The organism is Nocardia sp. CA-128927 (genome assembly GCF_050955855.1).
In the GTDB taxonomy this organism is placed as follows: Bacteria; Actinomycetota; Actinomycetes; order Mycobacteriales; family Mycobacteriaceae; genus Nocardia.
The window spans coordinates 4,006,852-4,028,450 of the sequence record NZ_CP192087.1 but is presented as its reverse complement, the minus strand read 5'-3'; the positions used below and the strand labels follow the sequence as shown (position 1 = coordinate 4,028,450).

20 protein-coding genes and 1 pseudogene are annotated in these 21,599 nt (G+C 65.7%); 13 read left to right on the top strand and 8 right to left on the bottom strand.

Features of this window, described 5'->3' with window-relative positions; genetic code table 11:
* Positions 1-10: 10 nt before the first annotated feature.
* The gene (locus ACQPW1_RS19085) at positions 11-1,000 is read right to left on the bottom strand and encodes a 4,5-dihydroxyphthalate decarboxylase (protein ID WP_433664036.1); all 990 of its coding nucleotides are present in this window, start codon (positions 998-1,000) and stop codon (positions 11-13) included.
* Positions 1,001-1,108: 108 nt separating this feature from the next.
* Between ACQPW1_RS19085 and ACQPW1_RS19080 the strand changes: the two genes are divergently transcribed.
* From ACQPW1_RS19080 to fabG1, 4 genes are all read left to right on the top strand, one after another.
* A complete protein-coding gene (locus ACQPW1_RS19080) occupies positions 1,109-1,978 on the top strand; it encodes a LysR family transcriptional regulator (protein ID WP_433664035.1) in 870 nt (289 codons plus the stop codon).
* Positions 1,979-2,096: 118 nt separating this feature from the next.
* On the top strand, positions 2,097-2,669 hold the full coding sequence (locus ACQPW1_RS19075; RefSeq protein WP_433664034.1) for a cupin domain-containing protein: 573 nt from the start codon (positions 2,097-2,099) through the stop codon (positions 2,667-2,669).
* A gap of 214 nt (positions 2,670-2,883) precedes the next feature.
* Positions 2,884-3,291, top strand: a complete 408-nt coding sequence (locus ACQPW1_RS19070; protein ID WP_433664033.1) for a YunG family protein — start codon at positions 2,884-2,886, stop codon at positions 3,289-3,291.
* Positions 3,292-3,451: 160 nt separating this feature from the next.
* Complete coding sequence (fabG1, locus tag ACQPW1_RS19065) at positions 3,452-4,171, top strand: 3-oxoacyl-ACP reductase FabG1 (RefSeq protein WP_433664032.1); 720 nt, start codon at positions 3,452-3,454, stop codon at positions 4,169-4,171.
* Positions 4,172-4,174: 3 nt separating this feature from the next.
* Here the strand turns inward: fabG1 and dnaE are convergent, their stop codons facing one another.
* Positions 4,175-7,717 carry a DNA polymerase III subunit alpha gene (gene dnaE, locus ACQPW1_RS19060; RefSeq protein ID WP_433664031.1) on the bottom strand — a complete coding sequence of 1,181 codons (3,543 nt, stop codon included), beginning with the start codon at positions 7,715-7,717 and terminating at the stop codon, positions 4,175-4,177.
* A gap of 174 nt (positions 7,718-7,891) precedes the next feature.
* On the opposite strand from dnaE, the gene ACQPW1_RS19055 reads away from it, so the two are divergent.
* Complete coding sequence (locus ACQPW1_RS19055) at positions 7,892-8,902, top strand: LysR family transcriptional regulator (RefSeq protein ID WP_433664030.1); 1,011 nt, start codon at positions 7,892-7,894, stop codon at positions 8,900-8,902.
* 3 nt (positions 8,903-8,905) lie between these two features.
* On the opposite strand, the gene ACQPW1_RS19050 is transcribed toward ACQPW1_RS19055, so the two are convergent.
* A complete protein-coding gene (locus ACQPW1_RS19050) occupies positions 8,906-9,673 on the bottom strand; it encodes a hypothetical protein (protein ID WP_433664029.1) in 768 nt (255 codons plus the stop codon).
* A 188-nt stretch (positions 9,674-9,861) separates the two neighbouring features.
* Here ACQPW1_RS19050 and ACQPW1_RS19045 point away from each other — a divergent pair, with 188 nt between their 5' ends.
* The 3 genes from ACQPW1_RS19045 (at position 9,862) to ACQPW1_RS19035 (ending at position 11,467) form a co-directional block, all read left to right on the top strand.
* Positions 9,862-10,188, top strand: coding sequence for a hypothetical protein (locus ACQPW1_RS19045; RefSeq protein WP_433664028.1), 327 nt, complete (start codon positions 9,862-9,864; stop codon positions 10,186-10,188).
* Positions 10,188-10,769: a carboxymuconolactone decarboxylase family protein gene (locus tag ACQPW1_RS19040; protein WP_433664027.1), complete on the top strand. Its 582-nt coding sequence runs from the start codon at positions 10,188-10,190 to the stop codon at positions 10,767-10,769. Before ACQPW1_RS19045 ends, ACQPW1_RS19040 begins: the two co-directional genes overlap by 1 nt.
* 227 nt (positions 10,770-10,996) lie before the next feature.
* Positions 10,997-11,467 carry a GyrI-like domain-containing protein gene (locus tag ACQPW1_RS19035; RefSeq protein WP_433664026.1) on the top strand — a complete coding sequence of 157 codons (471 nt, stop codon included), beginning with the start codon at positions 10,997-10,999 and terminating at the stop codon, positions 11,465-11,467.
* 23 nt (positions 11,468-11,490) lie between these two features.
* On the opposite strand, the gene ACQPW1_RS19030 is transcribed toward ACQPW1_RS19035, so the two are convergent.
* On the bottom strand, positions 11,491-12,492 hold the full coding sequence (locus ACQPW1_RS19030) for a LacI family DNA-binding transcriptional regulator (protein ID WP_433664025.1): 1,002 nt from the start codon (positions 12,490-12,492) through the stop codon (positions 11,491-11,493).
* Between the two features lie 215 nt (positions 12,493-12,707).
* Here ACQPW1_RS19030 and ACQPW1_RS19025 point away from each other — a divergent pair, with 215 nt between their 5' ends.
* The 5 genes from ACQPW1_RS19025 to ACQPW1_RS19005 all read left to right on the top strand — a co-directional run bounded on the left by ACQPW1_RS19025 (position 12,708) and on the right by ACQPW1_RS19005 (position 17,559).
* Complete coding sequence (locus ACQPW1_RS19025; RefSeq protein ID WP_433664024.1) at positions 12,708-14,291, top strand: sugar ABC transporter ATP-binding protein; 1,584 nt, start codon at positions 12,708-12,710, stop codon at positions 14,289-14,291.
* On the top strand, positions 14,288-15,421 hold the full coding sequence (locus ACQPW1_RS19020; protein ID WP_433664022.1) for an ABC transporter permease: 1,134 nt from the start codon (positions 14,288-14,290) through the stop codon (positions 15,419-15,421). The genes ACQPW1_RS19025 and ACQPW1_RS19020 overlap by 4 nt, the downstream gene beginning before the upstream one ends.
* A 79-nt stretch (positions 15,422-15,500) precedes the next feature.
* Positions 15,501-16,484 carry a substrate-binding domain-containing protein gene (locus tag ACQPW1_RS19015; RefSeq protein WP_433664021.1) on the top strand — a complete coding sequence of 328 codons (984 nt, stop codon included), beginning with the start codon at positions 15,501-15,503 and terminating at the stop codon, positions 16,482-16,484.
* A gap of 89 nt (positions 16,485-16,573) precedes the next feature.
* Positions 16,574-17,185, top strand: coding sequence for a DUF6508 domain-containing protein (locus ACQPW1_RS19010; RefSeq protein WP_433664020.1), 612 nt, complete (start codon positions 16,574-16,576; stop codon positions 17,183-17,185).
* Positions 17,186-17,310: 125 nt separating this feature from the next.
* Complete coding sequence (locus tag ACQPW1_RS19005) at positions 17,311-17,559, top strand: hypothetical protein (RefSeq protein ID WP_433664019.1); 249 nt, start codon at positions 17,311-17,313, stop codon at positions 17,557-17,559.
* Here the strand turns inward: ACQPW1_RS19005 and hrpB are convergent.
* From hrpB to ACQPW1_RS18985, 4 genes and pseudogenes are all read right to left on the bottom strand, one after another.
* On the bottom strand, positions 17,556-19,997 hold the full coding sequence (gene hrpB / locus ACQPW1_RS19000; RefSeq protein ID WP_433664018.1) for an ATP-dependent helicase HrpB: 2,442 nt from the start codon (positions 19,995-19,997) through the stop codon (positions 17,556-17,558). The two genes, ACQPW1_RS19005 and hrpB, sit on opposite strands and share 4 nt — an antisense overlap.
* Before the next feature lie 66 nt (positions 19,998-20,063).
* On the bottom strand, positions 20,064-20,561 hold the full coding sequence (locus tag ACQPW1_RS18995) for a hypothetical protein (RefSeq protein ID WP_433664017.1): 498 nt from the start codon (positions 20,559-20,561) through the stop codon (positions 20,064-20,066).
* A 77-nt stretch (positions 20,562-20,638) separates the two neighbouring features.
* Complete coding sequence (locus tag ACQPW1_RS18990; protein ID WP_433664016.1) at positions 20,639-21,145, bottom strand: FAD-dependent monooxygenase; 507 nt, start codon at positions 21,143-21,145, stop codon at positions 20,639-20,641.
* Between the two features lie 218 nt (positions 21,146-21,363).
* A pseudogene (locus tag ACQPW1_RS18985) lies at positions 21,364-21,513 on the bottom strand (FAD-dependent monooxygenase); the annotation flags it as partial.
* Between the last annotated feature and the right edge of the window lie 86 nt (positions 21,514-21,599).

Genomic DNA, 21,599 nt, shown 5'->3' with positions numbered 1-21,599 from the left:
AGTCGATCCGTCAGGTGTCGAGCAGGTCGGGCGCGATGATCTCCTCGACCGTCCAGCGGCGGGCCGACAGTCCCTGCTCATAGTGGTAGCCCAGGAAGGTGTCCAGCGCCTTCCAATTCGCAGACACCCCGTAGGGCCACCAGTCCTCGCCGACCAGCCGGTCGTTCGCCTCCAGCAGCGGGTTGAGCCACGGCACCATCAATGGCGTTTGGTAGAGATGACGGAACCGCCGGTAGCGTTGGGCGCCAGCCTGTTTGGCTTCGAGGAAGGCGGTGTAGAGCGCGCGGGCGAGGCCCGGGTTGTGCTCGAGTAGTTCCCGCCGAACCACGACCGTGTGCATGATCGGGAAGTACCCCGTTCGCCGGTAGTAGTCGCGTTCGAGTGGCTCGTAGTCGGGAAACAGCCGGCCGATGTGCGGTGAGCCGTCCAGGAACGGTTGCGGCACATTGGCGGTGAACAGCGCGTCGATCTCGCCGGAATCGAGCATGGCCGACAACGTCTTACCCGCCGGGGTGGCGGTGATGTCGAGGTTGTCGGGATGCGGGTGGCTGGTGAAGGTGAACGGCGGCGCGGGATGCTCCAGCCCGCCGATCACCCAGCGATTGCTTTCGGGCCGAAACCCGTACTCGTCGGCCAGGATCCCCTTCATCCACACGCCGGGATCCTGGCCGTAGACACCGAACTCGCCGATCGTCTTGCCGACGAGGTCGGCGGGCCCGGCGATGCCGCTGCCGGTGTTGACGAAGACCGCCGAGTGCCGAAACGCCCGGACGGGAAAGGCCGGTACGGCAACGAGCGGCACACCCTGGTCGAGTGCCCGCAGCAAGAACGTCAGGCCGAATTCCGACGCGTCCACCTCGTCGGCCACCACCCGCTCGAAGATCTCGGGCAGGGTCGCCGCGGTCGACATCGTGGTGCTGCGGGCCCCCTGCACCGTGACCGATCCGTCGAACAGCGCCTCGGTCGTGTCGTAACGGAAACCCCCGATACGCAGGTCCATGTTGGTTGCTCCCTTCATGACTGGCTACGTTCTCGATCCTCGTGACGACGCTGATGAGCGGCCAACACCGTTGTGGTTCAGTCGATACCGGATCGGTATGGTGAGGTGGTGGAGCTGCGCGGACTGCGGTACTTCGTTGCCGTCGCCGAGGAACGACACATCGGCCGGGCCGCCGCCCGGCTCCGGATGACCCAACCGCCGCTGAGCCGAGCCATGCACCAACTCGAGGCCGACCTCGGCGTGACCCTGTTCGCCCGGACCCCGAGCGGGGTCGAGCTGACCGAAGCGGGGCACCTCCTCTACGCGGACGCCCGGTCGCTGCTGGAGCAGGCCGACCGGATCGAGGCGCGGGTGCGCGCCACCGCTGGTCGCGCCACCCTGACCGCCGGGTCGCTGGCCGACACCGCTGACCTCGTCGGTGGACGGATCGCCGCAGCGTTCCGCGAACGCCACCCGACCGTGTCGGTGCGCATCCACGAGGCGGACCTGGGTGATCCCAGCGCCGGTTTGCGAGCCGGGCTGGTCGATGTCGCACTGACCCGAATGCCGTTCGAGGACAACGGACTACGCAGCCATGTCCTGCACGTCGAATCGATCGGAGTCGTCGTCCGCGACGATGACCCGCTGGCCGGGCAAGCATCGGTACGGCTGGCCGACCTGCCCGACCGGCGATGGGTGCAGCTGCCGCCGGATACCGATCAGATATGGCGCACGTACTGGACCGGGTCGACGGCCGCCGCCGACCCGGCCACCCCGATGCGCACCATCCAGGAGTGCCTGCAGGCAGTGCTGTGGAACGGCATGTCAGCACTCGCCCCGCTGGACCAGGTGATACCTGCCGGGCTGGTCACCGTTCCCGTCGTCGACCGACCGCCGAGCACGCTGGTGCTCGCGTGGCCCGCGATCCGCCCGTCGCCACTGGTCCGCTCGTTCGTGCGCATCGCGGCCGAGGTCTACCGCGGTAGGCAACGCGGCTGATGAGCGCATGCCCCCTCGCGAGGCCACACGAGTTCCATAGCAGCTCAACATGATTCAACCAAGCTCGGTCGATCGAATATGCCTTGCACGAAGATCGGTACGTGAGCAAGCTGGGTCCATGACAGACTACGAACCCATCCGTCGTGTCGTCACCGGCCACGACAGCACCGGCAAGGCCATCATCGTCCGCGACGAACAGGTGCCCTCCATCTCGCCACCGGAATTCGGTGGGCGCTGGGCGATCTGGGGCGCCGACGCCACCGTATCCCTCCCGAACGACGGCACCGCACCGGACGAGACCGACAAGCAGTTCCCGCCGCCCGGCGGAGTCAAAGTGATCAAGCTGGCGCTACCCCCGAAATACAACCCCGACGCACTCACCGACACCACCGAACTACTCGACCCGGAACTCCTCGCCCAACTCGGATTCCTGGTCGACCCGAACCCCCCAGGCACCTACGGCTCCCGGCCAGGCATCGCAGGCATGCACGCCAGCGCAACCGTCGACTGCGTCCTCCAACTATCCGGCGAAACGGTACTCATCTTGGAGGACAACGAAGTTCACCTGAAACCAGGCGACTCGCTAGTGCTCAACGGCGTAGTACACAGCTGGCGCAACGACGGCAACGAACCCTCAACCCTCATCGGCATAATGGTCGGCGCCGACCACAGCGGCATCCCGAAGCGCTAGGCCCGCGGACGCCATCCGGGCTCGCCATGTCCCGGATGGCGGTGGCTGCGGAGGACTACACGCGATGCCGGATACGCGCAGCGTCCTGAGCGAGCTGCGCCAGCCACATCCATGCGACAGTGGCAGGACGGAATCTGTTTGCTACCAAGGCATTTGGCCCATGGACGGCATCGGCGGCCGCCCAGTTGTCGGACCGAGGTGAGATGCTTCGGGCGTGACTCCTTGGAATCTCATAACAGTCGACAAGGCACTGCGGGCGAGTTGGGCTGCTGATACCTGTTCTCCGGATGACATCGAGCGGGCGGGTTGGCAGCCGGAGAATCCTGCTTGGGGGCATTGTGATGTCACTGCTTTGGTTGTCAATGACATCTTCGGGGGTGAGCTGATGGTTGGGGAGGTTTGGCTCGATGGGGAGCAGCACGGGTTTCACTGGTGGAATCGGTTGGGTAGTGGTGTCGAACTCGATTTGACTCGTGAGCAGTTTCGGCTGGGGCAGACGATTGCGGCGGTTCGGGTTGTCGAGCGGCCGGGTGGTCCCACGCGGTATCGGTGGAGTGAGTATCTGCTCTTGCGGGAGCGGGTTATCGGTCGTCTCGGTGAGCTGCCGGAGCCTCCCATGTGAGCACTGTTAGGCGAGAAGGGGCCGGTTCGCAGTGTGGGTAACCCTCACAGTTCGGCGCGGAAGTTGGGGGAAGTGGCTGATGCCGTTGACTGGCGGGCAGGTAAAGCTCAGTGGGGCTGAGCATCTCGGCTCAACCGGTTCACTCGAAGTGAGGATTTGCATGTCGAAGCCGACCACCCCGCGCTCGGTTCTGGTCACCGGCGGTAACCGCGGTATCGGGCTGGCGGTCGCGCGACGGCTGGCCGAGGACGGCCACCGGGTCGCGGTCACTCACCGTGGCACCGAGGCTCCGGAAGGGCTGCTCGGCGTGCGCTGCGACGTCACCGACACGGCGTCCATCGATGCGGCTTTCGCCGAAGTCGCCGAGCAGCACGGCGAGGTCGAGGTGGTGGTCGCCAACGCAGGGATCACCGACGACATGCTCTTCACCCTGATGAGCGAGGACCAGTTCGAACGCACCCTGAACACCAATCTGACCGGCGCGTTCCGCGTCGCCAAACGCGCGAGCCGAACGATGCTCCGCGCCCGCTGGGGACGATTGATCTTCCTCGGCTCCGTCGTCGGCATGCTCGGCACCCCGGGCCAGGCGAACTACGCCTCCTCCAAAGCAGGCTTAGTCGGCCTCGCCCGATCGATCACCCGTGAACTCAGCTCCCGCGCCATCACCGCAAACGTCGTCGCCCCCGGCTTCATCGACACCGACATGACCCAGGCCCTCGACGACAAGTACACCCAGCTCGCCAAGCAAGCCATCCCCATGCAACGTATCGGCGATCCCGAAGAAGTGGCCGCCGTGATCAGCTTCCTCGCCTCCGACGAATCCAGCTACGTCTCAGGTGCGATCATCCCCGTCGACGGCGGACTCGGCATGGGCCACTGACGGTCAAAGCGTCAAGCAGCCGGGACCGAACAAAGCCTTGAGGTCTCCCATCAAGGCAGGCGACTTGCGAATTCGCAACTGCGGATCGATCGAATACTTTGTCGGCCCGGCCTTTCCGACGAGTTCGATATGGAGTTCGGTGCTGCCTGGATGACGTTGCAACGCTTCACGTAACGCACGCACGTTGTCCTTCGTACACGCCTGCACCGTAATGGTCACCGTGATCGGCCGTCCCCCACTCGCTCCCGCCAAATCGGGAGCGGTGACGCGTTCGCCGAACAGCGAGGTGCGCCCGTCCCGAATGCTGACCTGCGCGGTGACGAGCAGCACGGCATCCTCGCTGAGATACGACGCGACATCGGCGTAAACACTTGGGAAGAACAGGATCTCGGTGCTCGCATCGAGATCTTCGAGCCGCACGATCGCCCACGGATCACCGTTCTTGTTCACCCGCCGCTCGGCCCCGGCGACGATCCCACCCAGAACGACCTGCTGCCCGTGCCGAACCCGCCCCTCCAGGATTGCGGCGATGGGGGTGTCGGCCAGCGCGGCCAGCGCATGGTCGACACCGTCGAGCGGATGTCCGGACACATACAGACCGAGCATTTCGCGCTCGAAGGCAAGCAATTGCGTTCTGTCCCATTCCTGTTCGGGCACCGCCACATCGAAGACCGGCGCGGCGTCAACCTCGCCGGTACCGTCCGCGAACAAGTCGAACTGACCGCGCGCCGCCGCCTTCTTGGTGCCCATCACCGCCTCGATCGCGTCTCCGTGCACCAGGAACAACCCCTGCCGCCGATACCCGAGCGAGTCGAAACCCCCTGCCTTGACCAAGGCTTCGGTGACCTTCTTGGTGCAGGCCGCAGCATCGATCTTGTTCAGATAGTCGGAGAAACTCACGAACGGCCCCGCGGTTTCGCGGGCACGAATGATCGTCTCGACAATGTTGGCACCCACGTTCCGGATGGCACCGAGCCCATACCGGATGTCGGTGCCGACCGAGGAGAATGTGCTCACCGATTCGTTGACATCCGGCGGCAGCACCCGGATCCCCCGCTTGCGGCAGTCGGCCAGGTAGATCGCGGACTTGTCCTTGTCATCACCGACGGAAGTCAGCAACGCCGCCATGAACTCGGCGGGATAGTTGGCCTTGAGGTACGCCGTCCAATACATGATCAGGCTGTAGCCCGCGGCATGCGATTTGTTGTAGGCATACCCTGCGAACGGCAGCACCGCCTCCCACAGTGCGGTAACAGACGCGTCGCTATATCCGTTGTCGCGCATCCCATTTCGGAAGTTCTCGAACTCCAGCGCGAGCACCTCCGGCTTCTTCTTCCCCATCGCCCTGCGCAACAGATCCGCTTGACCGAGGCTGTAACCGGCCACCTGCTGCGCGATCTGCATGATCTGCTCCTGATAGACGATCAATGCATAAGTCTCGGAAAGGATTTCGTGCAACGCCTCGTCGAGTTCGGGATGGATCGGGGTGACCTTCTCCCGCCCGTTCTTACGGTCGGCGTAGGACCAGTGCGCGCCGACACCCATCGGCCCCGGCCGATAGAGCGCGTTGGACGCGATGAGATCGTTGAACTCCGTCGGCGCCATCTTCAACAGCAGTTCCCGCATGCCCGCCGAATCCATTTGGAAGACACCGAGATTGTCGCCACGGGCGAGCATCGCATAGGTAGCGGGATCATTGAGCCCAAGAGTGTCCAGATCGAGATCGATACCGCGGTTGCCGCGCACATTGTCGAGGCAGTCACCGATGACGGTGAGCGTGCGCAACCCGAGGAAGTCCATCTTGAGCAGACCGATGGCCTCGCAGGACGGATAGTCCCAACCGGTGATGATGGCGCCGTCCTGCGGCCTTTTCCACAGCGGCACAACATCTATCAGCGGTTCGCAGGACATGATCACCGCGCAGGCGTGCACCCCGGCCCCGCGCACGATCCCTTCCAGACCGGCGGCGGTGTCGTAGATCTTGCGCACGCTCGGATCGGCTTCGATCAACGCCCGCACCGCGGCGGCCTCGCCGTAGCGTTCGTGCGACGGGTCCATGATCCCGGCCACCGAGATGTCCTTGGCGGCCACCGCGGGCGGCAGCGCCTTGGTCATCCGGTCGGCGATGGCGAAGCCGGGCTGGCCGAATTGCACTCTGGCCGAGTCTTTTATCGCCGCCTTGGTCTTGATGGTGCCGAAGGTGATCACCTGGGCGATCTTGTCGGCGCCCCATCGTTCGGTGGCGTAACGGATCATCTCGCCGCGCCTGCGGTCGTCGAAGTCGATGTCGATGTCGGGGGCGGACGGCCGCTCGGGGTTGAGGAACCGCTCGAACAGCAGACCGTGCTCGATCGGATCGATATTGGTGATCGCCAACGCGTACGCCACCAATGACCCGGCGGCCGACCCACGCCCCGGGCCCACCCGAATGCCAACTTCGCGCGCATGCGCCACCAGGTCACCGACGACCAGGAAATAGGCGGGAAAACCCTTGTCCCTGATGATGTTCAGCTCGAACGCCGCACGGCTCAGGTAGGAGTCGGGCACGCCGCCGGGAAAGCGCCAGCGCAGTCCCGTGTCGACCTCGTGCCGCAACCAGCTGTCTTGCGTATGCCCATCGGGCACGGGAAAGACCGGCATCCGATCGTGGAACTGCCAGACCTCATCATAGGGCTCGACACGCTCCGCGACGACAAGAGTCGCGTCGCAAGCACCGGGAACCTCTGCGTCCCAAAGCATTCGCATTTCCGCAGCGGACTTCAGGTAGTAACCGTCACCGCCGAACCGGAACCGAGTGGGATCGGACAATGTCTTTCCGGTCTGAATGCACAGCATCGCCTCGTGCGACGCGGACTGCCCCTGCCGCACATAGTGGCAGTCGTTGGTCGCCAACGGCGCGATACCGGCCTTGTGCCCGATCGCCAGCAGATCATCGCGCACCTTCTTCTCGATCGTCAGCCCGTGATCCATCAGCTCCAGGAAGAAGTTGTCGGGACCGAAGATCTCGCGCCACCTCCCCGCGGCCTGATACGCCTCGTCGAACTGCCCGAGCCGCAACCGGGTCTGCACCTCACCGGACGGACAACCGGTAGTCGCGATGATGCCCTCCGCATGCGCCGCGATCAGCTCGGCATCCATCCGCGGCCACTTGCCGAGCTGCCCTTCGATGGAGGCCAGCGAGGACAGCGTGAACAGATTCCGCAGCCCGACAGCGTTTTCCGCGACCATCGTCAGGTGCAGGTAGGCGCCCGACCCGGAGACGTCGTCGGCCTTCTGCGACGGATCGCCCCACCGCACCCGCTTGGTCGAGCGCCGGGATTCGGGCGCCACATACGCCTCGATCCCGATGATCGGCTTGATCCCCGACTGCTGCGCCTGCCGGAAGAAGTCCGCGGCACCGTACATATTGCCGTGGTCCGTCATGCCCACCGCGGGCATGCCCAACCGTTGCGCCTCGGCGAACAGCGGCCCGATCTTCGCCATCCCATCCAGCATCGAGAACTCGGTGTGGTTGTGCAGATGCACGAAAGAAGCTGCCTCATTCATCACGGTCCACCTCACGACGTCGTTCGACGCACCGGCTCCTGCTGCACTCGAACTCGTTGTGAATCAACGAGATCGATCGCCGGTGTGCTACGCATTCGACCTGAGGTGAGGGCGGCTGGTCGAACACCCGACACGCTAAGCTGCACACCCATCGGATGTAGGAGGAGGTTGACGATGGATCTCGATCTCGCCGCGGTCCGCACGGTCGTCGCGGTCGCCGACGAAGGACAGTTCAGCCACGCGGCCGCGGTCCTCGGCATCAGTCAGCAATCGGTGTCGAAGCGCATCGCCAAGATCGAGGCACAGCTCGGCCCCCTCTTCGAGCGGACCGCTACCGGCGCGACGCCGACCGCGTTGGGCGCGCGCTTCCTCCCCCACGCCAGGGCCGTGCTCGCCGCGGCCGACGCCGCCATCCGAGCCATTCGACGACCGTTGCGCGTCGCCATCCACGGCGAGTCGATCGCCGACGCCGAACTGATGCGGTTCTACGCGAGCCAGCGTCCGGATGCCGATTTCGAGACGGTCGTTCCCAACACCCTCACCACCGCACCGGATATCAAAGCCTTCACCAACACCGTCGTCACTCCGAGGAGTGCGGTCATCGGCGGGCGAGTCGACGTCGCCCTGGCCCGCGCGCACTGGGCGGCCGAGCCGCTACCCGCCGGAATCACCAGCGTCCCCGCCTATCTCGAACCCTTCCACCTGCTCGTCGGCAAGGATCACCCGCTCGCGACTCGAACCAGCGTCACTCTGGAAGACATGCGTGCCTACCCCGCCTGGGTCCCGGGCGCAGCGATCAGATCCGAATGGGCTGACTACTACCGCGAACTCAGCCGCTTCAGCGAGATCGACATCGAAACCGGCCAACGCCCGGAGCCCATGGGCAAAATCGTTGAGCGGGTGGCCAACTCCCCCACCTTGATGACCTTCATCGGCGAAGGCACAAGCACCCCATGGCATCCCAACAGCCGCCGCCTACCGATCACGAATCCGACTCCCGCCTACCCCTTCGCCCTGCTGTGGCTCGCCACCAACCGGCACCCCGAGTTACCCCACCTGATCGACCACATCACCACCAACTACAACGACGACACCGCCGCCGACTGCTGGATCCCCGCGGCAGACCGTGCCCTGTTCGCGCCGCACCGCGCGGTCGTTCGTCGGAATGGGTCGAGTCGAGGTTGACGGTCAGCACCAGGGCAGGCGCACCGCTTCGAGATCCGGCGCCGCCAGCAGCGCCTCGATCAGCTCGACCGGCCCGGCCACCTTCGTGCCGCAGAGGTCCCAATCGGACCAAGTGATCCAGGATCGGTCCGCCGCCCAGAGATTCGAGGGCGAGCCGACCCCACGCGGATGGTCGTACAGGTCGACGGCATCGCCGAGGCGGCCCGCGACCGTGACTCCGGTGTCGTACTCGCCGCTGACCGCCGGGCCGAAATACGCCACGCACGTGGTGTTCACACCACCCGGGGACCATCCGATCAGCACGTCGATCAGCACCCGCCACGACTCTCGATCGAGGGAACCCTCGGCGGGCGGGCGGATGCTCACCGGCCAGCTGCCGCTCGGGTGCGCGCCGGCCAGGCTGCGGAAAGTCGGGTATTGGCCCTCGGCAACGGCAGACTCGCCAACCCGAGCGGCGAGTTCGGTCCAGCGCAACCGCTCCCAGCCAGGCCCCGGATGCTCGGATCGGCCCAGCTCATTGCCGATCACATACGACTTAGCCTCGAGATCGAACCCGGCGATCATCGTCGGCTGCTCGACCCCCGCGGCCACTCGCTGCCGCCGCTCGTCGTCATAGGTGAGCTCCGCCGTGCCGGACTCACGCTCGTACATCGCATGCAGTAGCCACGCCGCGTCCGGTCGCGAGTCGACCTTGTACCCACACCACCCGAGATCGATTTCGGGCGTGCCGAGCCACGAAACCAGTTCTCGATCGGCAACTTTCCAGTTCACAGCGGGTAAGCGTACCCAGCATCACCGACACCCCCGAGCACCGACTCGACCCGCCAACCCGCGACCCACGCCGCACCCACAAGATCTTCATCGACCGCCCCGCCGCAGCGCGAACAGCACCGCGCCGGAACACAGCAGGCCTATGGTGTGGGACACGTAGCTGAACTGGAGCAGAGGGGGAGACCGCTGTGCCATATAAGGACGAGAAGCAGTCGGCGCACCGGGCGTTGGTGGATAGCGTGCTGAACGGAAAGGGCAGGGCGTCAGCGGATGAGCGTGCTCGCGCCTTCCGAAACACGGATGTTCCTCCGCCCTTGCAGGAGCTGATCGACAAGGTCGCGACGCGGCCGACGCAGGTCACCGACGCGGACTTCGCTGCGGCCAAGGCAGCGGGCTTCAGCGAGGACCAGCTGTTCGAGTTGGTGGTCTCGGCGGCGGTCGGTCGGTCCGGCCGGCTGTACGACGCGGGGTTGGGCGCCTTGGCCGAAGCACTCGGTAGCAAGGCGGGCGAGTGATGCGACTCGAGATCCTCAACAGCGGTTACCGTCCCGGAACGAAGTTGCTGTTCACGCTGATTCGGGTGTTCTCCAGGCAGGCGGTACCGGACGCCGCGAAGCTGGTCTTCTATCGCCCCGACTTCTACGGTGGCCGGGCCAAGGAGTTCACGCATCAGGCGATGCGGGGCTCTTCCGAATGGGCGGTGGCAGATCGGGAGTTGATGGCGGCGTTCGTGTCGAAGGTCAACGAATGCGCGTTCTGCATCGGCGCGCACTCCGCGACCGCGGGGCAGGCGTACCACGATGACGCGAAGGTTCGAGCGGTGCTGGCCGACGTGGATTCGGCCCCCATCGAGGAGGGGCTGCGGGCCACGCTGCGGATGCTCGGCAAGCTGACCAGGTCCGGCACGGTCGACGCGGCGGACATGCGCGAAGTGCTCGCCGCCGGTGTCACACCCCAGCAGATCGAGGACGCGCTGGCAGTCTGCGCCGCGTTCGACACGACCAACCGACTCGCCGATGCCTTCGGCTTCGAACTACTCAGTCCCGCGGGCTTCGCGGCGGGAGCCAAGTACCTGCTCAAACGCGGCTACCGCTAAGCGCGCATAGAGCGCGAGATCTGCTGTGGCACAGCGCATCCCACTCGCCAGGGCGGTCGACCGGCATCCATAATGGCGATGGCCCCCGAACCAGAGCAGGTTCGGGGGCCTCGACCAGCAAACTTACACCGGTAATCCGTCGCACCGAGGCGGATTCGCGAAACTTTCGACTAGTTTCGGAGACTCGCAAGGTCGGCAGACCGTTTTCACATTTGGAGGGGACCCCAATGATCAGTGCACCGGAGCCTGAGTTGACGCGCATCAAACCGGTCGTGACCGCCGCTGTCCGCGCCGTTGTGCCGGTGGCCGGCCTACGCGACTTCTTCGACGCGTCCTTCGGCGCATTGGCCAGGACGATCGCCGCCCAGCGACTGGAAATCGTGAGCCCGGCGTTCGGTCTCTACCACGGCCCGGACGGCGACCCCATCGACATCGAGGTCGGGTTCGCCGTCAGCCAGGCAGTGGAACCCAACGACACGGTGGTCAACGGATCGCTCCCCGGCGGCAGGGTCGCGCGGGTGATCCACGCAGGCGGTTTCGATGAATTGAGCTCCGCCTGGGACGGATTGCACGCCTGGATCTGGAGCCGCGGCCTCACCCCTGGTGACGAGCGTTGGGAGGTCTACACCACGCAACCGTCCCCGGAAATGGATCCCGCCGACCTGCGCACCGAGCTCAACTGGACTGTGGGCGGCTGATCTCGCCGTCACGCGCACTGGCATCAGGCGACAACGATCCGGCGCGTGCTTTCCCGCACGCGCAACCGGGCAGCGAGAACAGCCCGTTGAATCGGGAACTCTTCGCCGACGATCCGGCGTAACAACAGTTCGGTGGCCTGTCGTCCGATTTCATAACTGGGCTGCTCCACCAACGTGATCGGTGGCGCGAATCCCGCCCAACTCATCTCATCGAACCCGGCGAGCAGAATGTCCGCCGGGAACGTGACACCGGCATCGACGAGTGCGTTCAAAGCGCCGACCATCATCAGGTTGTTGCCGACGAACAACCCGTCCGGACGATCTGGCAGCGCGAGAATCGCCCGCGCCGCCGCCCGCCCACCCTCGATGCGATAGTCACCGCAGAACTCGAGACCCGGATCGGGTTCGATCCCGGCCCGGCGCAACGCCGATCGATACCCGCTGAGCCGCCCGGTCGCCGTCGACGCATCGGACGGCCCGGTAATCATCGCGATCCGCCGACACCCGGCCGCGATGAGATGGTCCACCGCCTCCTTGGCGGCCTTCTGATTGTTGACGGTCACGCTGTCGACGTCCGCCTTGCGCAGCCGCCGGTCGATGGCGACCACGGGAATGCCACGCTCAGTGAGCGTGCCGATCCGACTGTGCGTGGTGGAGGAGGGTGCCAGGATCACGCCCGCCATCCGCTCGGCCGCGGCAACCTCCAGGTAGCGCTGCTCCTTGTCGAGACTCTCGTCGGAATTGGCCAGGACCACCGAGTAATCACGCTCGCTGGCAGCATCTTCGACCCCGCGGGCGAGTGCGGTGAAGAACGGATTCTGGATGTCGGTGATGATCAAGCCGAGCACCTTGGTCGCCCGGGTGCGCAGGGACCTGGCCTGGCTGTTCGGCCGATAACCCAGCTTTGCGACGGCACCGTGCACGCGTTCGCGCAGCTCCGCGGCAACCCGCGGGTCCGCGTTGAGCACCCGCGACACCGTCGCCGGTGAGACGGCGGCCAGTGCCGCGACATCACGAATCGTCACCGTCGCCATCTGCGGCGTAACCACCCTTCGGTCCCGCGCCGGATTTTGCTGGCGCTCAATGGTCTTGACGGCTCGACGAGTCAAAATTTACGGTATCAGAAATCGATTTCTGAGACCGGTGTCACACTGGATGGATCAGTCACCGTTCACGGCGACACCCACCGGTCGATGAAGGGGAGGGGTCAGGTGGCACACATCGGGCTTCGCGGAATCCCATGACCGGCACCGACGCTCACGCGCCGCTGCTCGCGATGCGCGGCATCGTCAAGGAATTCCCCGGCGTGAAAGCACTGCGCGGCGTGCAACTGACGCTGCGCGGTGGCGAGGTGGTCGCGCTGCTCGGCGAGAACGGCGCGGGCAAGTCGACCTTGATGAACATCCTCGCGGGGGTCTTCACCCCCGATGCGGGCAGCATCGAAATCGATGGCAGCCCGGTGCATTTGCGCTCCCCCAAGGATGCGACCAGGCACGGCGTCGCGATGATCCACCAGGAGCTGAACCTGGTGCCGGAGTTGTCGATCGCCGACAACATCTTCCTCGGCCAGGAGCTGCGCACGATCCGAGGGACGCTGGACCGCAAGGCAATGGACGCGCAGACCAGCGCGCTGCTGGCCCGGGTCGGCCTGGAGTTGAAGCCGCGCAGGCTGGTTCGGCAATGCCGCCTCGCCGAACAGCAGCTCATCGAGGTCGCCAAGGCGCTCAATCACGACCTGAAGGTCCTGGTGATGGACGAACCCACCTCCGCGCTCACCGAATCGGAGGTGGCGCGGCTGTTCACCGTCATCCGGAACCTGACCGGGCACGGCGTCGGCGTCGTCTACATCTCGCACCGGCTCGAGGAGCTGGAGGAGATCGCCGACACGGTCACGGTGCTGCGCGACGGTGACTACGTCGGGCATCGATCGATGAAGACCACACAACGCGCCGAACTCATTCAGCTGATGGTCGGCCGACCGCTCGGCGAGCTGTTTCCGCGTCGCGCCGAACAGCATTCGGGCGGACAGGTGCGCCTGACCGTGCGGCAGCTGACGACTACGCCGACGGCGGGTAGCGACGCCGTGCCGCTGCACGACCTGTCGTTCGAGGTGGCCGAGGGCGAGATCGTGGGGTTGGCCGGTCTGATGGGTGCGGGTCGCAGCGAGGTCCTCGAAGCCATCTACGGCGCGGGCACCGGTATCAGCGCGACGATTCAGCTCGCGGGCCGTCGCTACCGGCCGCGCAGTCCGCGCCGCGCCATCGCGAACGGCATCGCCCTCGTCGCCGAAGACCGCAAGGCGCAGAGCCTGATGCTCGCCAACAGCGTGCGGTTCAACGCCTCGCTGGCCGCGCTGAACCGCTACCTGCGCCCGTGGGGCACGGTCGACGGCAAACGAGAGCGCGCCGCGGTCGCCGCGAAAGTTGCTGAGCTGAAGGTGAAGACGCCGTCGCTGGCCACCACCGTGGCCACCCTGTCCGGCGGCAATCAGCAGAAGGTCGTGCTGGCCAAATGCCTGCTCACGCACCCGTCGGTGCTGCTCATGGACGAGCCGACCCGCGGCATCGACGTCGGCGCGAAGGCCGAGGTGCACGCCCTGATGGACCAGCTCGCGCAGCAGGGCACGGCGATCCTCGCGGTGTCCTCCGAACTGCTCGAACTGATCGGCATGTGCGACCGCATCCTCGTGCTCTGCGAAGGACGCCTCACCGGTGAGTTCCACCGTGACCCCGGCCGTGGAGCGCCGTTCGACCAGGAGGCGATTCTCGCGGCGGCCATGGCCAGGGCGCCCGCCATCCGAACCCGGCGAGAGGACCAGGAATGACGGACCCACAAACCCCGCCTGATGATCAACGTTCCATCGGCTCGCGGGTGTGGTTACGCCTGACCCGGCTGACGCCGTATCTCGGTGCGGCCCAAGGGTATATCGGTCTGTTGCTGGTGATTCTGATCGGGATCAGCACCAAGGGCCAGTACTTCTGGAACCAGACCAACATCACCAACGCCATCACGGCGTTCTCCTCGCGCGGCATCCTCGCGGTCGGGGTCACCCTGGTGATCATCACCGCGGGTATCGACCTGTCCGTGGGGTCGATCCTCGGCATCGGCTCGATGACCGCCGCGATGCTGCTGGTCGATCACAGCCTCGACCCGTGGCTGATCATCCCGGCCTGCGCGCTGGTCGGCGCGTTCTTCGGGCTGTGTAATGGGTTGGGCACCACCGTGTTACGGATTCAATCCTTCGTCATGACGCTGGCGATGCTCTCGATAGTCCGCGGGATCGACCGGCAGATCTCCGGCAATGTCGCCGTCGGCACCGCCGTGTACGACGAGAACGGGCACCTCACCCCCACCTCGTCCGAGTTCGCCCTGCTCGGCACGCCCGGCCACACCCTGTTCAAGGGAACCTGGTTGCCGCTGTTCGGCACCTCCGGGATCCCCTATCCGGTGCTCGCCCTGGTCGGCGTCTGCATCATTGCCCAGCTCGTCCTGTCCAAGACCACGTTCGGCCGCCACATCTACGCGGTCGGCGGAAATCCCACCGCCGCACGGCTTTCCGGTGTCAACGTGACACTGGTGATCATCGCGGTGTTCACCCTGTCCGGGATGCTCGCCGGATTCGCCGGACCGATCGACGCCGCCTACCGCGCCTCCGGCGACCCGTTGGCCGGCGCCGGATACGAGCTGGACGCCATCGCCGCCGCGGTCATCGGCGGTGCCAGCCTGGCGGGCGGAAAGGGCACCATCACGGGCACTTTCGTCGGCGCGCTCATCCTCACCCTGCTGGACAACGTGCTCGGTTTGAACGCGGTCAGCGACAACCTCCAGCTGATCATCAAGGGTCTGATCGTCGTGGTCGCCGTTGTGTTGCAGCGGCCCGGCTTCTTCCGCGGCATCAGCGGTCCACTGGCGCGGTGGCTGCCCCGTCGACCGGAGATCGTCACCCGCGAGTAAGCGGCGGCACTAGATGCCGTTCGCGACCGAGGCCGCCGGGCCGGAGTCGTTCCCCACCAAATCCGTTCCAGGAGTGCAAATGTCATCCACTCGTCGCTCGATTCTCATGGCGATCGCGCTGTGCACGACGGCCGTGGCCGCCACGGCGTGCGCGTCCAATCCGCCGAGCCCGTCCGACGGCGGTCAGTTCGTCGTCGGATACTCACAATCCAACAACGCCGAGCCCTACCGGGCGCAGCTCAACCTCCAGCTGCAGTACTTCGCCAAACAGCATCCCGACCTCAAACTGCTCCCCATCACAGATGCGCACCAGGACAGCGCAACTCAGGTGAGCCAGGTGCAGACCTTCATCCAGCAGAAGGTCAACGCGCTCATCGTGTCGCCCAACGAACCGGCCCCGCTCACCGCCGCCGTGCAGCAGGCCTGTGATGCCAAGATCCCCGTCATCATCCTGGACCGCACCGTCAGCACCGACTGCTACAACGCGTTCATCGGCGGCGACAACTACGTCATCGGCAAGCTCGCCGGGGAGGCCGCCGTGCAGGCGCTGCCCAACGGCGGCAACGTGGTCGAACTCCGCGGCATCCTGTCCGACCAGCCACAGGTCGACCGAGACAAGGGGTTCCGGGACGCCATCGCCGGCCACAACCTCAACATCATCGAGGAGCAGGAGGCCAAATGGCTGAAGGCCAACGCCACCACGGTCATGCAGCAGTGGCTGTCCAAGGGTGACAAGATCGACCTCGTCTACGCGCACAACGACGACATGGCGCTCGGCGCCCAACTCGCCATCCAGGGCGCGGGCAAGGCCGGATCCATCCAGATCATCGGCGTCGACGGCCTCGCCATCCCCACCGGCGGCATCCGCGCCGTACAAAACGGCCAACTGCTCACGACATTCGTCTACCCGACCGGCGCCGAGCAGGCAGTCGACACCCTGGTCAAGCTGCTGCACAACCAGGCGGTGGAGAAGAAGCAGGTGCTGTCGACGACCCGAGTAACCCCGGAGAACGCCGCACAGATCTACCAGCAGTACGACATGTCCGACAAGGTAGGTGGCTGAACCTCGGTGGCCCGTTTACCCAGCCGGACTAAGAAGGGTCGATAATCCCTGGGCAGAGTCGATTCCGCACGAACCGAGGGGGCAGAACCGTGGCTGGATGGTGGAAACGGTTGTTCGGCAAGAGTTCCAGCTCCAGCACCAGGTGCTATCCGCCCGGCTGCACCAAGGAACAGATAGCGCGGATCGACGCGCAGTTCGATGACTTCGACCGCCAGCGGCGCGAGGCCGAGGCCGAATTGCGGGCCAATCCTTACCATCCCGACCCGGGCGACAATCCCGGTATCGAAGCTGCCCTCCGTGCCGCACCGCCGGAAGCATGGCAGCGACTGTGGTCGGCTGTCGATGAAGTCCTCTCCGCAGCCCCGGAGTCCCAAGGAACTTGGCGATTCAAGAATCGCGACGGCTCCCTGTCGATGCCCCACGTCGACTACAGCGACGCGATCTATCGAATGAACAAGGCGCTCTACGACGTCGATGCGATCGTGAGTTTCTCGTGGACGAAATGGAACATCAGGAGTATCTACCCGGGCGGCCATGGTCTGGACACCGCTCCGGTTGCCGATGCCGCCCGCGTGCTGACCGCCGTGGTCAATGCCGAGCGCTTCAGCGATGGCACGATCCTCGCGGCACTGAGCGACGGCCTGCTTCCGTCGGCTCTGCAACGGCTGCGGAGCTGGTACGAGCAGCAAACGAGACCTTGATCCGAGGATCAACCGATCGCAGGTTGTCCGAAATACATTGCGTTAGAGCAACATTCGTAAAGTCCTACGATGGACGTATGGGGATGCCGCGAATGTCCCCGACGACGCGAATGGAGACCGGTCTCATGGCGGATATGAACAAGTGCAATCTTATCTACTTCGAAAACCCCTCCATGCGAGGGTTGTTCGAGACCATGGAAGCTTGGCAGCAGGCGGCTAATCGGCGCCTGTTGTCCATCAGTGTTCAGCAGGATCGAGACAACTACTGTTGCATCGCATTGACCAATCCGACCGAGGTTGTGATCACCAGCCCGGATGGGCATAACCACGCGAACGTCAGTCGGTTCGGGATGCTCGCCGTGGACCCGGGCTAGCCGCGGCCCGCGTTGCGGGCGGTGCCGCGGTGGGCGGGCACGGTGGTGGGGTCTTCCGGCCAGGCGTGTTTGGGGTAGCGGCCGCGTAGGTCGGCGCGGACCTGGGGCCAGCCGGTACGCCAGAAGGAGGCCAGATCCGCGGTGATCGCGACCGGGCGTTGGGCGGGTGAGAGCAGGTGCAGCACGATCGGGACGCGGCCGTCGGCCAGGCGGGGGGCTTCGGTCCAGCCGAAGACCTCCTGCACCTTGATCGCGAGCACCGGTGGATCGGTCGAGTAGTCGAGGCGAGGACTGCTGCCGGAGGGGACCGCGAGGCGTTCCGGCGCCAGTTCGTCCATCCGGGCGGCGTCCGGCCAGGGCAGCAGGCGGCGCAGTGCCTGTCCGGCGTCGATGCGTTCGAGGTCGGCGCGGTTGCGGGCGGTGGCGAGTTCCGGGCCGAGCCAAGTATCAACAGCGGCGAGCAGCGACTCGTCATCGACTGCGGGCCAAGGGTTTCCGAGGGTGCGGTGCAGGAATTCGAGGCGCTGACGCAAGGCGATCGCATCGGAACTCCACCGCAGCATGCCGAGACCGGTCGAACTCAGTCCGCGACGCACCGCGGCACCGAGCAGATCGCGATCGGGATCACGAATCCGCTTCTCCGACAATACGATCGCCCCGAGCCGTACGACCCGTCTGGCGACCACATCACCGTCGATCCAGTCGACCTCGTCGACGGTCGTCAGCAGGCTCGATGCGGCACGGCGGGCCAACTGCTCATCGGCGACCGCGGCCAACCGGATCCATCCGTCGGATCGACCCGGATCGCGCGTCGCCACGCCGACCGCCAGCCACTCCGCGTCACCCATTCCGGAGGCGGGCGGCAGTGTCACCGCGGTGCCGCCGACCATCAGGTAGCTGGCAGATCCCGGACCTCGCCGTCGCGCCAGCCGTTCCGGATGAGCAAGTGCGACAACGAAAGCCGGATCATCGACGCCGTCCGACGCCTCGACTAAACGGGCCAGCCGATCGACCTCCCGCTGCCAGCGCGCCGGTCGCTCGCGCCGCAGCACCCGCAGACCGGCCGTGAGATCGACTCCGGTTATGAGGGCGTCGTCGTCGAGGACGGTGACCACTTCCGCGGCCGCCCGCGCACCGACCACGGCCGCCCCATCGAGCAACGCTCGCGCCAACCGAGGATGCAGCCCGATCGCGGCGATACGCCGACCACGCTCGGTCACCGCACCGTCCTCGTTCACCGCCCCCAACGCACACAACACATCTCGGCCCGCCGCCAACCCACCGGGCGGCGGCGGATCCCACCAAGCCAGGCCATTACCATCTGCTGTCCCCCAGCAGGCCAGTTCCAACGCCAACCGCGTCAGATCCGCCGTCTTGATCTCCGGCTCCGGATAGGCGGGCAGCGTGCCGTGCTCGAATTCCGGCCAGCATCGCCACACCCGCCCCGGCGCCTCACGCCCGGCCCGTCCGGCGCGCTGCTCGGCCACCGCCGCCGAAACTCGAACTGTCGCAAGCCCGGACAGCCCACGCCCTCGATCGATGCGCGGCACCCGAGCCAGTCCTGAATCCACCACCGCGCGCACGCCGGGCACCGTCAAACTGGACTCGGCGACCGCCGTGGACAACACCACTCGCCGCCGCGGCCCGGGACGCAATGCCGTGTCCTGCCCCGCAGCCGAAAGTCTGCCGTGCAACGGAACGATGTCAACGCCGTCCACATCAGCCAGAAGCGCTGTCGTCCGGCGGATTTCGGCTGCACCGGGCAGGAAGACCAGCACGTCACCCTCGGTTCCGGCGAGCGCGGCCCGGGTAGCGCGGGCCACCTGCGCTTCGATCCGCTCCCGTGGCAACGACGGAACATACGTCACCTCAGTCGGATAGGTCCGCCCCTCGACCTGAACCACCGGCGCCGCACGATCTCCACCCAACAGCGCCGAAAGCCGTTCGGCCGCAACGGTCGCCGAGGTAGCAAGCACCCGCAGATCCGGCCGTAACCCGGCCCGAGCGTCGAGCAGCAACGCCAACAACAGATCCGCGTCGAGATGCCGCTCATGACACTCGTCGAGCATGACCACATCGACCCCGGCCAACTCTGGATCGCCCTGTAGTCGGCGCACCAGTAACCCCGACGTGACGACCTCGACCCGCGTCCGTTTCCCGACTCGCCGATCCCCGCGGACCGAGTACCCGACGGTCTCCCCGACCGACTCCCCCAGCAACGCGGCCATCCGCCCGGCCGCGGCGCGCGCCGCCAACCGCCGCGGCTCGGCCACCAGCACCCGGCCCGAAGTCCCCGCCGCCAACGCCAGCGGCACCAACGTCGTCTTCCCGGTCCCCGGCGGCGCGACCAGCACAGCCGTCTCCCGCTCGGCCAACGTCTCGACAATACGATCGAGCACACCGCGGACCGGTAGATCAGGAAGCTCAGGCAGTTTCATTGCCAACCAGTCTGCTGCCTCGGCTCGGAGCGACGGCACCCACCCACCGTCACCGCCCCTGGGTCGTCAGAAGCTGCTGTTGGACTCTTTGCTGATCCGGAATCCATGGCCGCCGGAGTCGTTACTGCGGCAGGTCATGCCGTCCGTCTGCGTTACGCAGGTGAATCGGTACGCGCTGATCTTCGACCCGTGCGGCAACGCGGTCGTGGATTGCGTGTTCGGAGCGAAGGGTCGCCCAGGGTCCGTACATCTGGATCTGACGGTGTCCGGTCCAGGGGTCTGCGAGTGCCAATTGGTGATCGTCATATCGACGGTGAACCCTGGGGCCTGGTCGGCGCAGTTGGCGGCGGTAGCCGGTGCCACGCTCTGGCCTTGGCAGGAGGTTTGACTCGGGGCGATGAAGCACTCGAAGTCACCGGTGGGGGTGGCGAAGTTGTAAACCAACTCACCCTGGGCCGTGTGGGCGTAGGGAGCAATGTCGACCGGTGTGGCATCGTCACCGGGCGCGGCGGCGGCGACCGACTCGGTCCCGCTGGCCCCATAAGCCAAGAACGACACAGTCATGGCAAGTGCCACGACGACTGTAGTTCTCCGGGCTCGGCGCGGCGACCTCGGAAACTGCTGCGCCGCAGACGCATTGCCTAGTTCAGTCCGGCGAGGAACTCGCTCAACAGACGGTTCGCCGAGTCGGACTCGAACAGGCGCTCCAGGTCCGCCCTGGCGATCTGGCGCCGGAATTCACCTTGATGCGAAACGTCTCCAGCGTTGTGCACCAGGTCGTTCCACCATGCCGCGAAGGCCTGATAGTTCCACACGTGCCGGAGACACGTCGTCGAGTAACTGTCGAGCAGGCTCGAATCGTGTTCCTTGGTCTGGTACCGGATTACGGCTTTCGCGAACACCTCTGCGTCGTACAGGGCCAGGTTCATTCCTTTTCCGCTCATCGGCGGAACAATGTGCGCGGCATCCCCGAGCAGGTACAACCGGCCGTAACTCATCGGGCTGTAAACCACACTCCGCAGCGGCACCAGCTGTGTGCTGGTAATCGGCCCCCTATTTGCCAAGGGCGCACCGAAGCGGGCCTCCAGCTCATCCCAGATGTTCTCGTCTGTCCACTGCGATAGGGAGGTGTCGAGGGGGCACTGCAAGTAGATTCGACTGGTTTGCGGTCCGCGAGTGACCTGGCCCGCGAACCCTGCTGCGGGCAGAACCGCCCACCGCCGTCACCGCCTGATTCGACCGGCAGGGCACGCGTCTCGCCGTCGATGCGGAAGTTCAGCACCGGCGCGAAGGGGACCCCGCCGACCACCCGATCCTCGAGCCCCCATTCGCGGAACATGTGTACCGACCGAGCGTCGAGACCCCCGGCTCGCTGTCGCTGCTCGACGTATTCGCGGCTACTCCTTTCCAAGATGATGCAATCAATCCCATTGCGCAGCAGGAAATTACCGAGCGTGAGCCCGGCGGCGCCCGCTCCGACGATTACTACGGTGGTGTTCTCATCTGCTTCGGACATGACGCTCCCTGATCAGCTTCAAACAGACCGAGGCATGCCCGGCCCGCTGGCTTTCCAATGTGAGGTCCTCCAGAATTCGAGGTGGG

What these genes read in the sequence shown, in the direction of transcription:
- ACQPW1_RS19015 (WP_433664021.1), top strand. Translation starts at nt 15,501, where the DNA reads ATGTCATCCACTCGTCGCTCGATTCTCATGGCGATCGCGCTGTGCACG.
- dnaE (WP_433664031.1), bottom strand. Translation starts at nt 7,717, where the DNA reads ATGAATGAGGCAGCTTCTTTCGTGCATCTGCACAACCACACCGAGTTC.
- ACQPW1_RS19055 (WP_433664030.1), top strand. Translation starts at nt 7,892, where the DNA reads ATGGATCTCGATCTCGCCGCGGTCCGCACGGTCGTCGCGGTCGCCGAC.
- ACQPW1_RS19005 (WP_433664019.1), top strand. Translation starts at nt 17,311, where the DNA reads ATGGCGGATATGAACAAGTGCAATCTTATCTACTTCGAAAACCCCTCC.
- ACQPW1_RS19035 (WP_433664026.1), top strand. Translation starts at nt 10,997, where the DNA reads ATGATCAGTGCACCGGAGCCTGAGTTGACGCGCATCAAACCGGTCGTG.
- ACQPW1_RS19085 (WP_433664036.1), bottom strand. Translation starts at nt 1,000, where the DNA reads ATGGACCTGCGTATCGGGGGTTTCCGTTACGACACGACCGAGGCGCTG.
- ACQPW1_RS19025 (WP_433664024.1), top strand. Translation starts at nt 12,708, where the DNA reads ATGACCGGCACCGACGCTCACGCGCCGCTGCTCGCGATGCGCGGCATC.
- hrpB (WP_433664018.1), bottom strand. Translation starts at nt 19,997, where the DNA reads ATGAAACTGCCTGAGCTTCCTGATCTACCGGTCCGCGGTGTGCTCGAT.
- fabG1 (WP_433664032.1), top strand. Translation starts at nt 3,452, where the DNA reads ATGTCGAAGCCGACCACCCCGCGCTCGGTTCTGGTCACCGGCGGTAAC.
- ACQPW1_RS19020 (WP_433664022.1), top strand. Translation starts at nt 14,288, where the DNA reads ATGACGGACCCACAAACCCCGCCTGATGATCAACGTTCCATCGGCTCG.
- ACQPW1_RS18995 (WP_433664017.1), bottom strand. Translation starts at nt 20,561, where the DNA reads ATGACTGTGTCGTTCTTGGCTTATGGGGCCAGCGGGACCGAGTCGGTC.
- ACQPW1_RS19075 (WP_433664034.1), top strand. Translation starts at nt 2,097, where the DNA reads ATGACAGACTACGAACCCATCCGTCGTGTCGTCACCGGCCACGACAGC.
- ACQPW1_RS19040 (WP_433664027.1), top strand. Translation starts at nt 10,188, where the DNA reads ATGCGACTCGAGATCCTCAACAGCGGTTACCGTCCCGGAACGAAGTTG.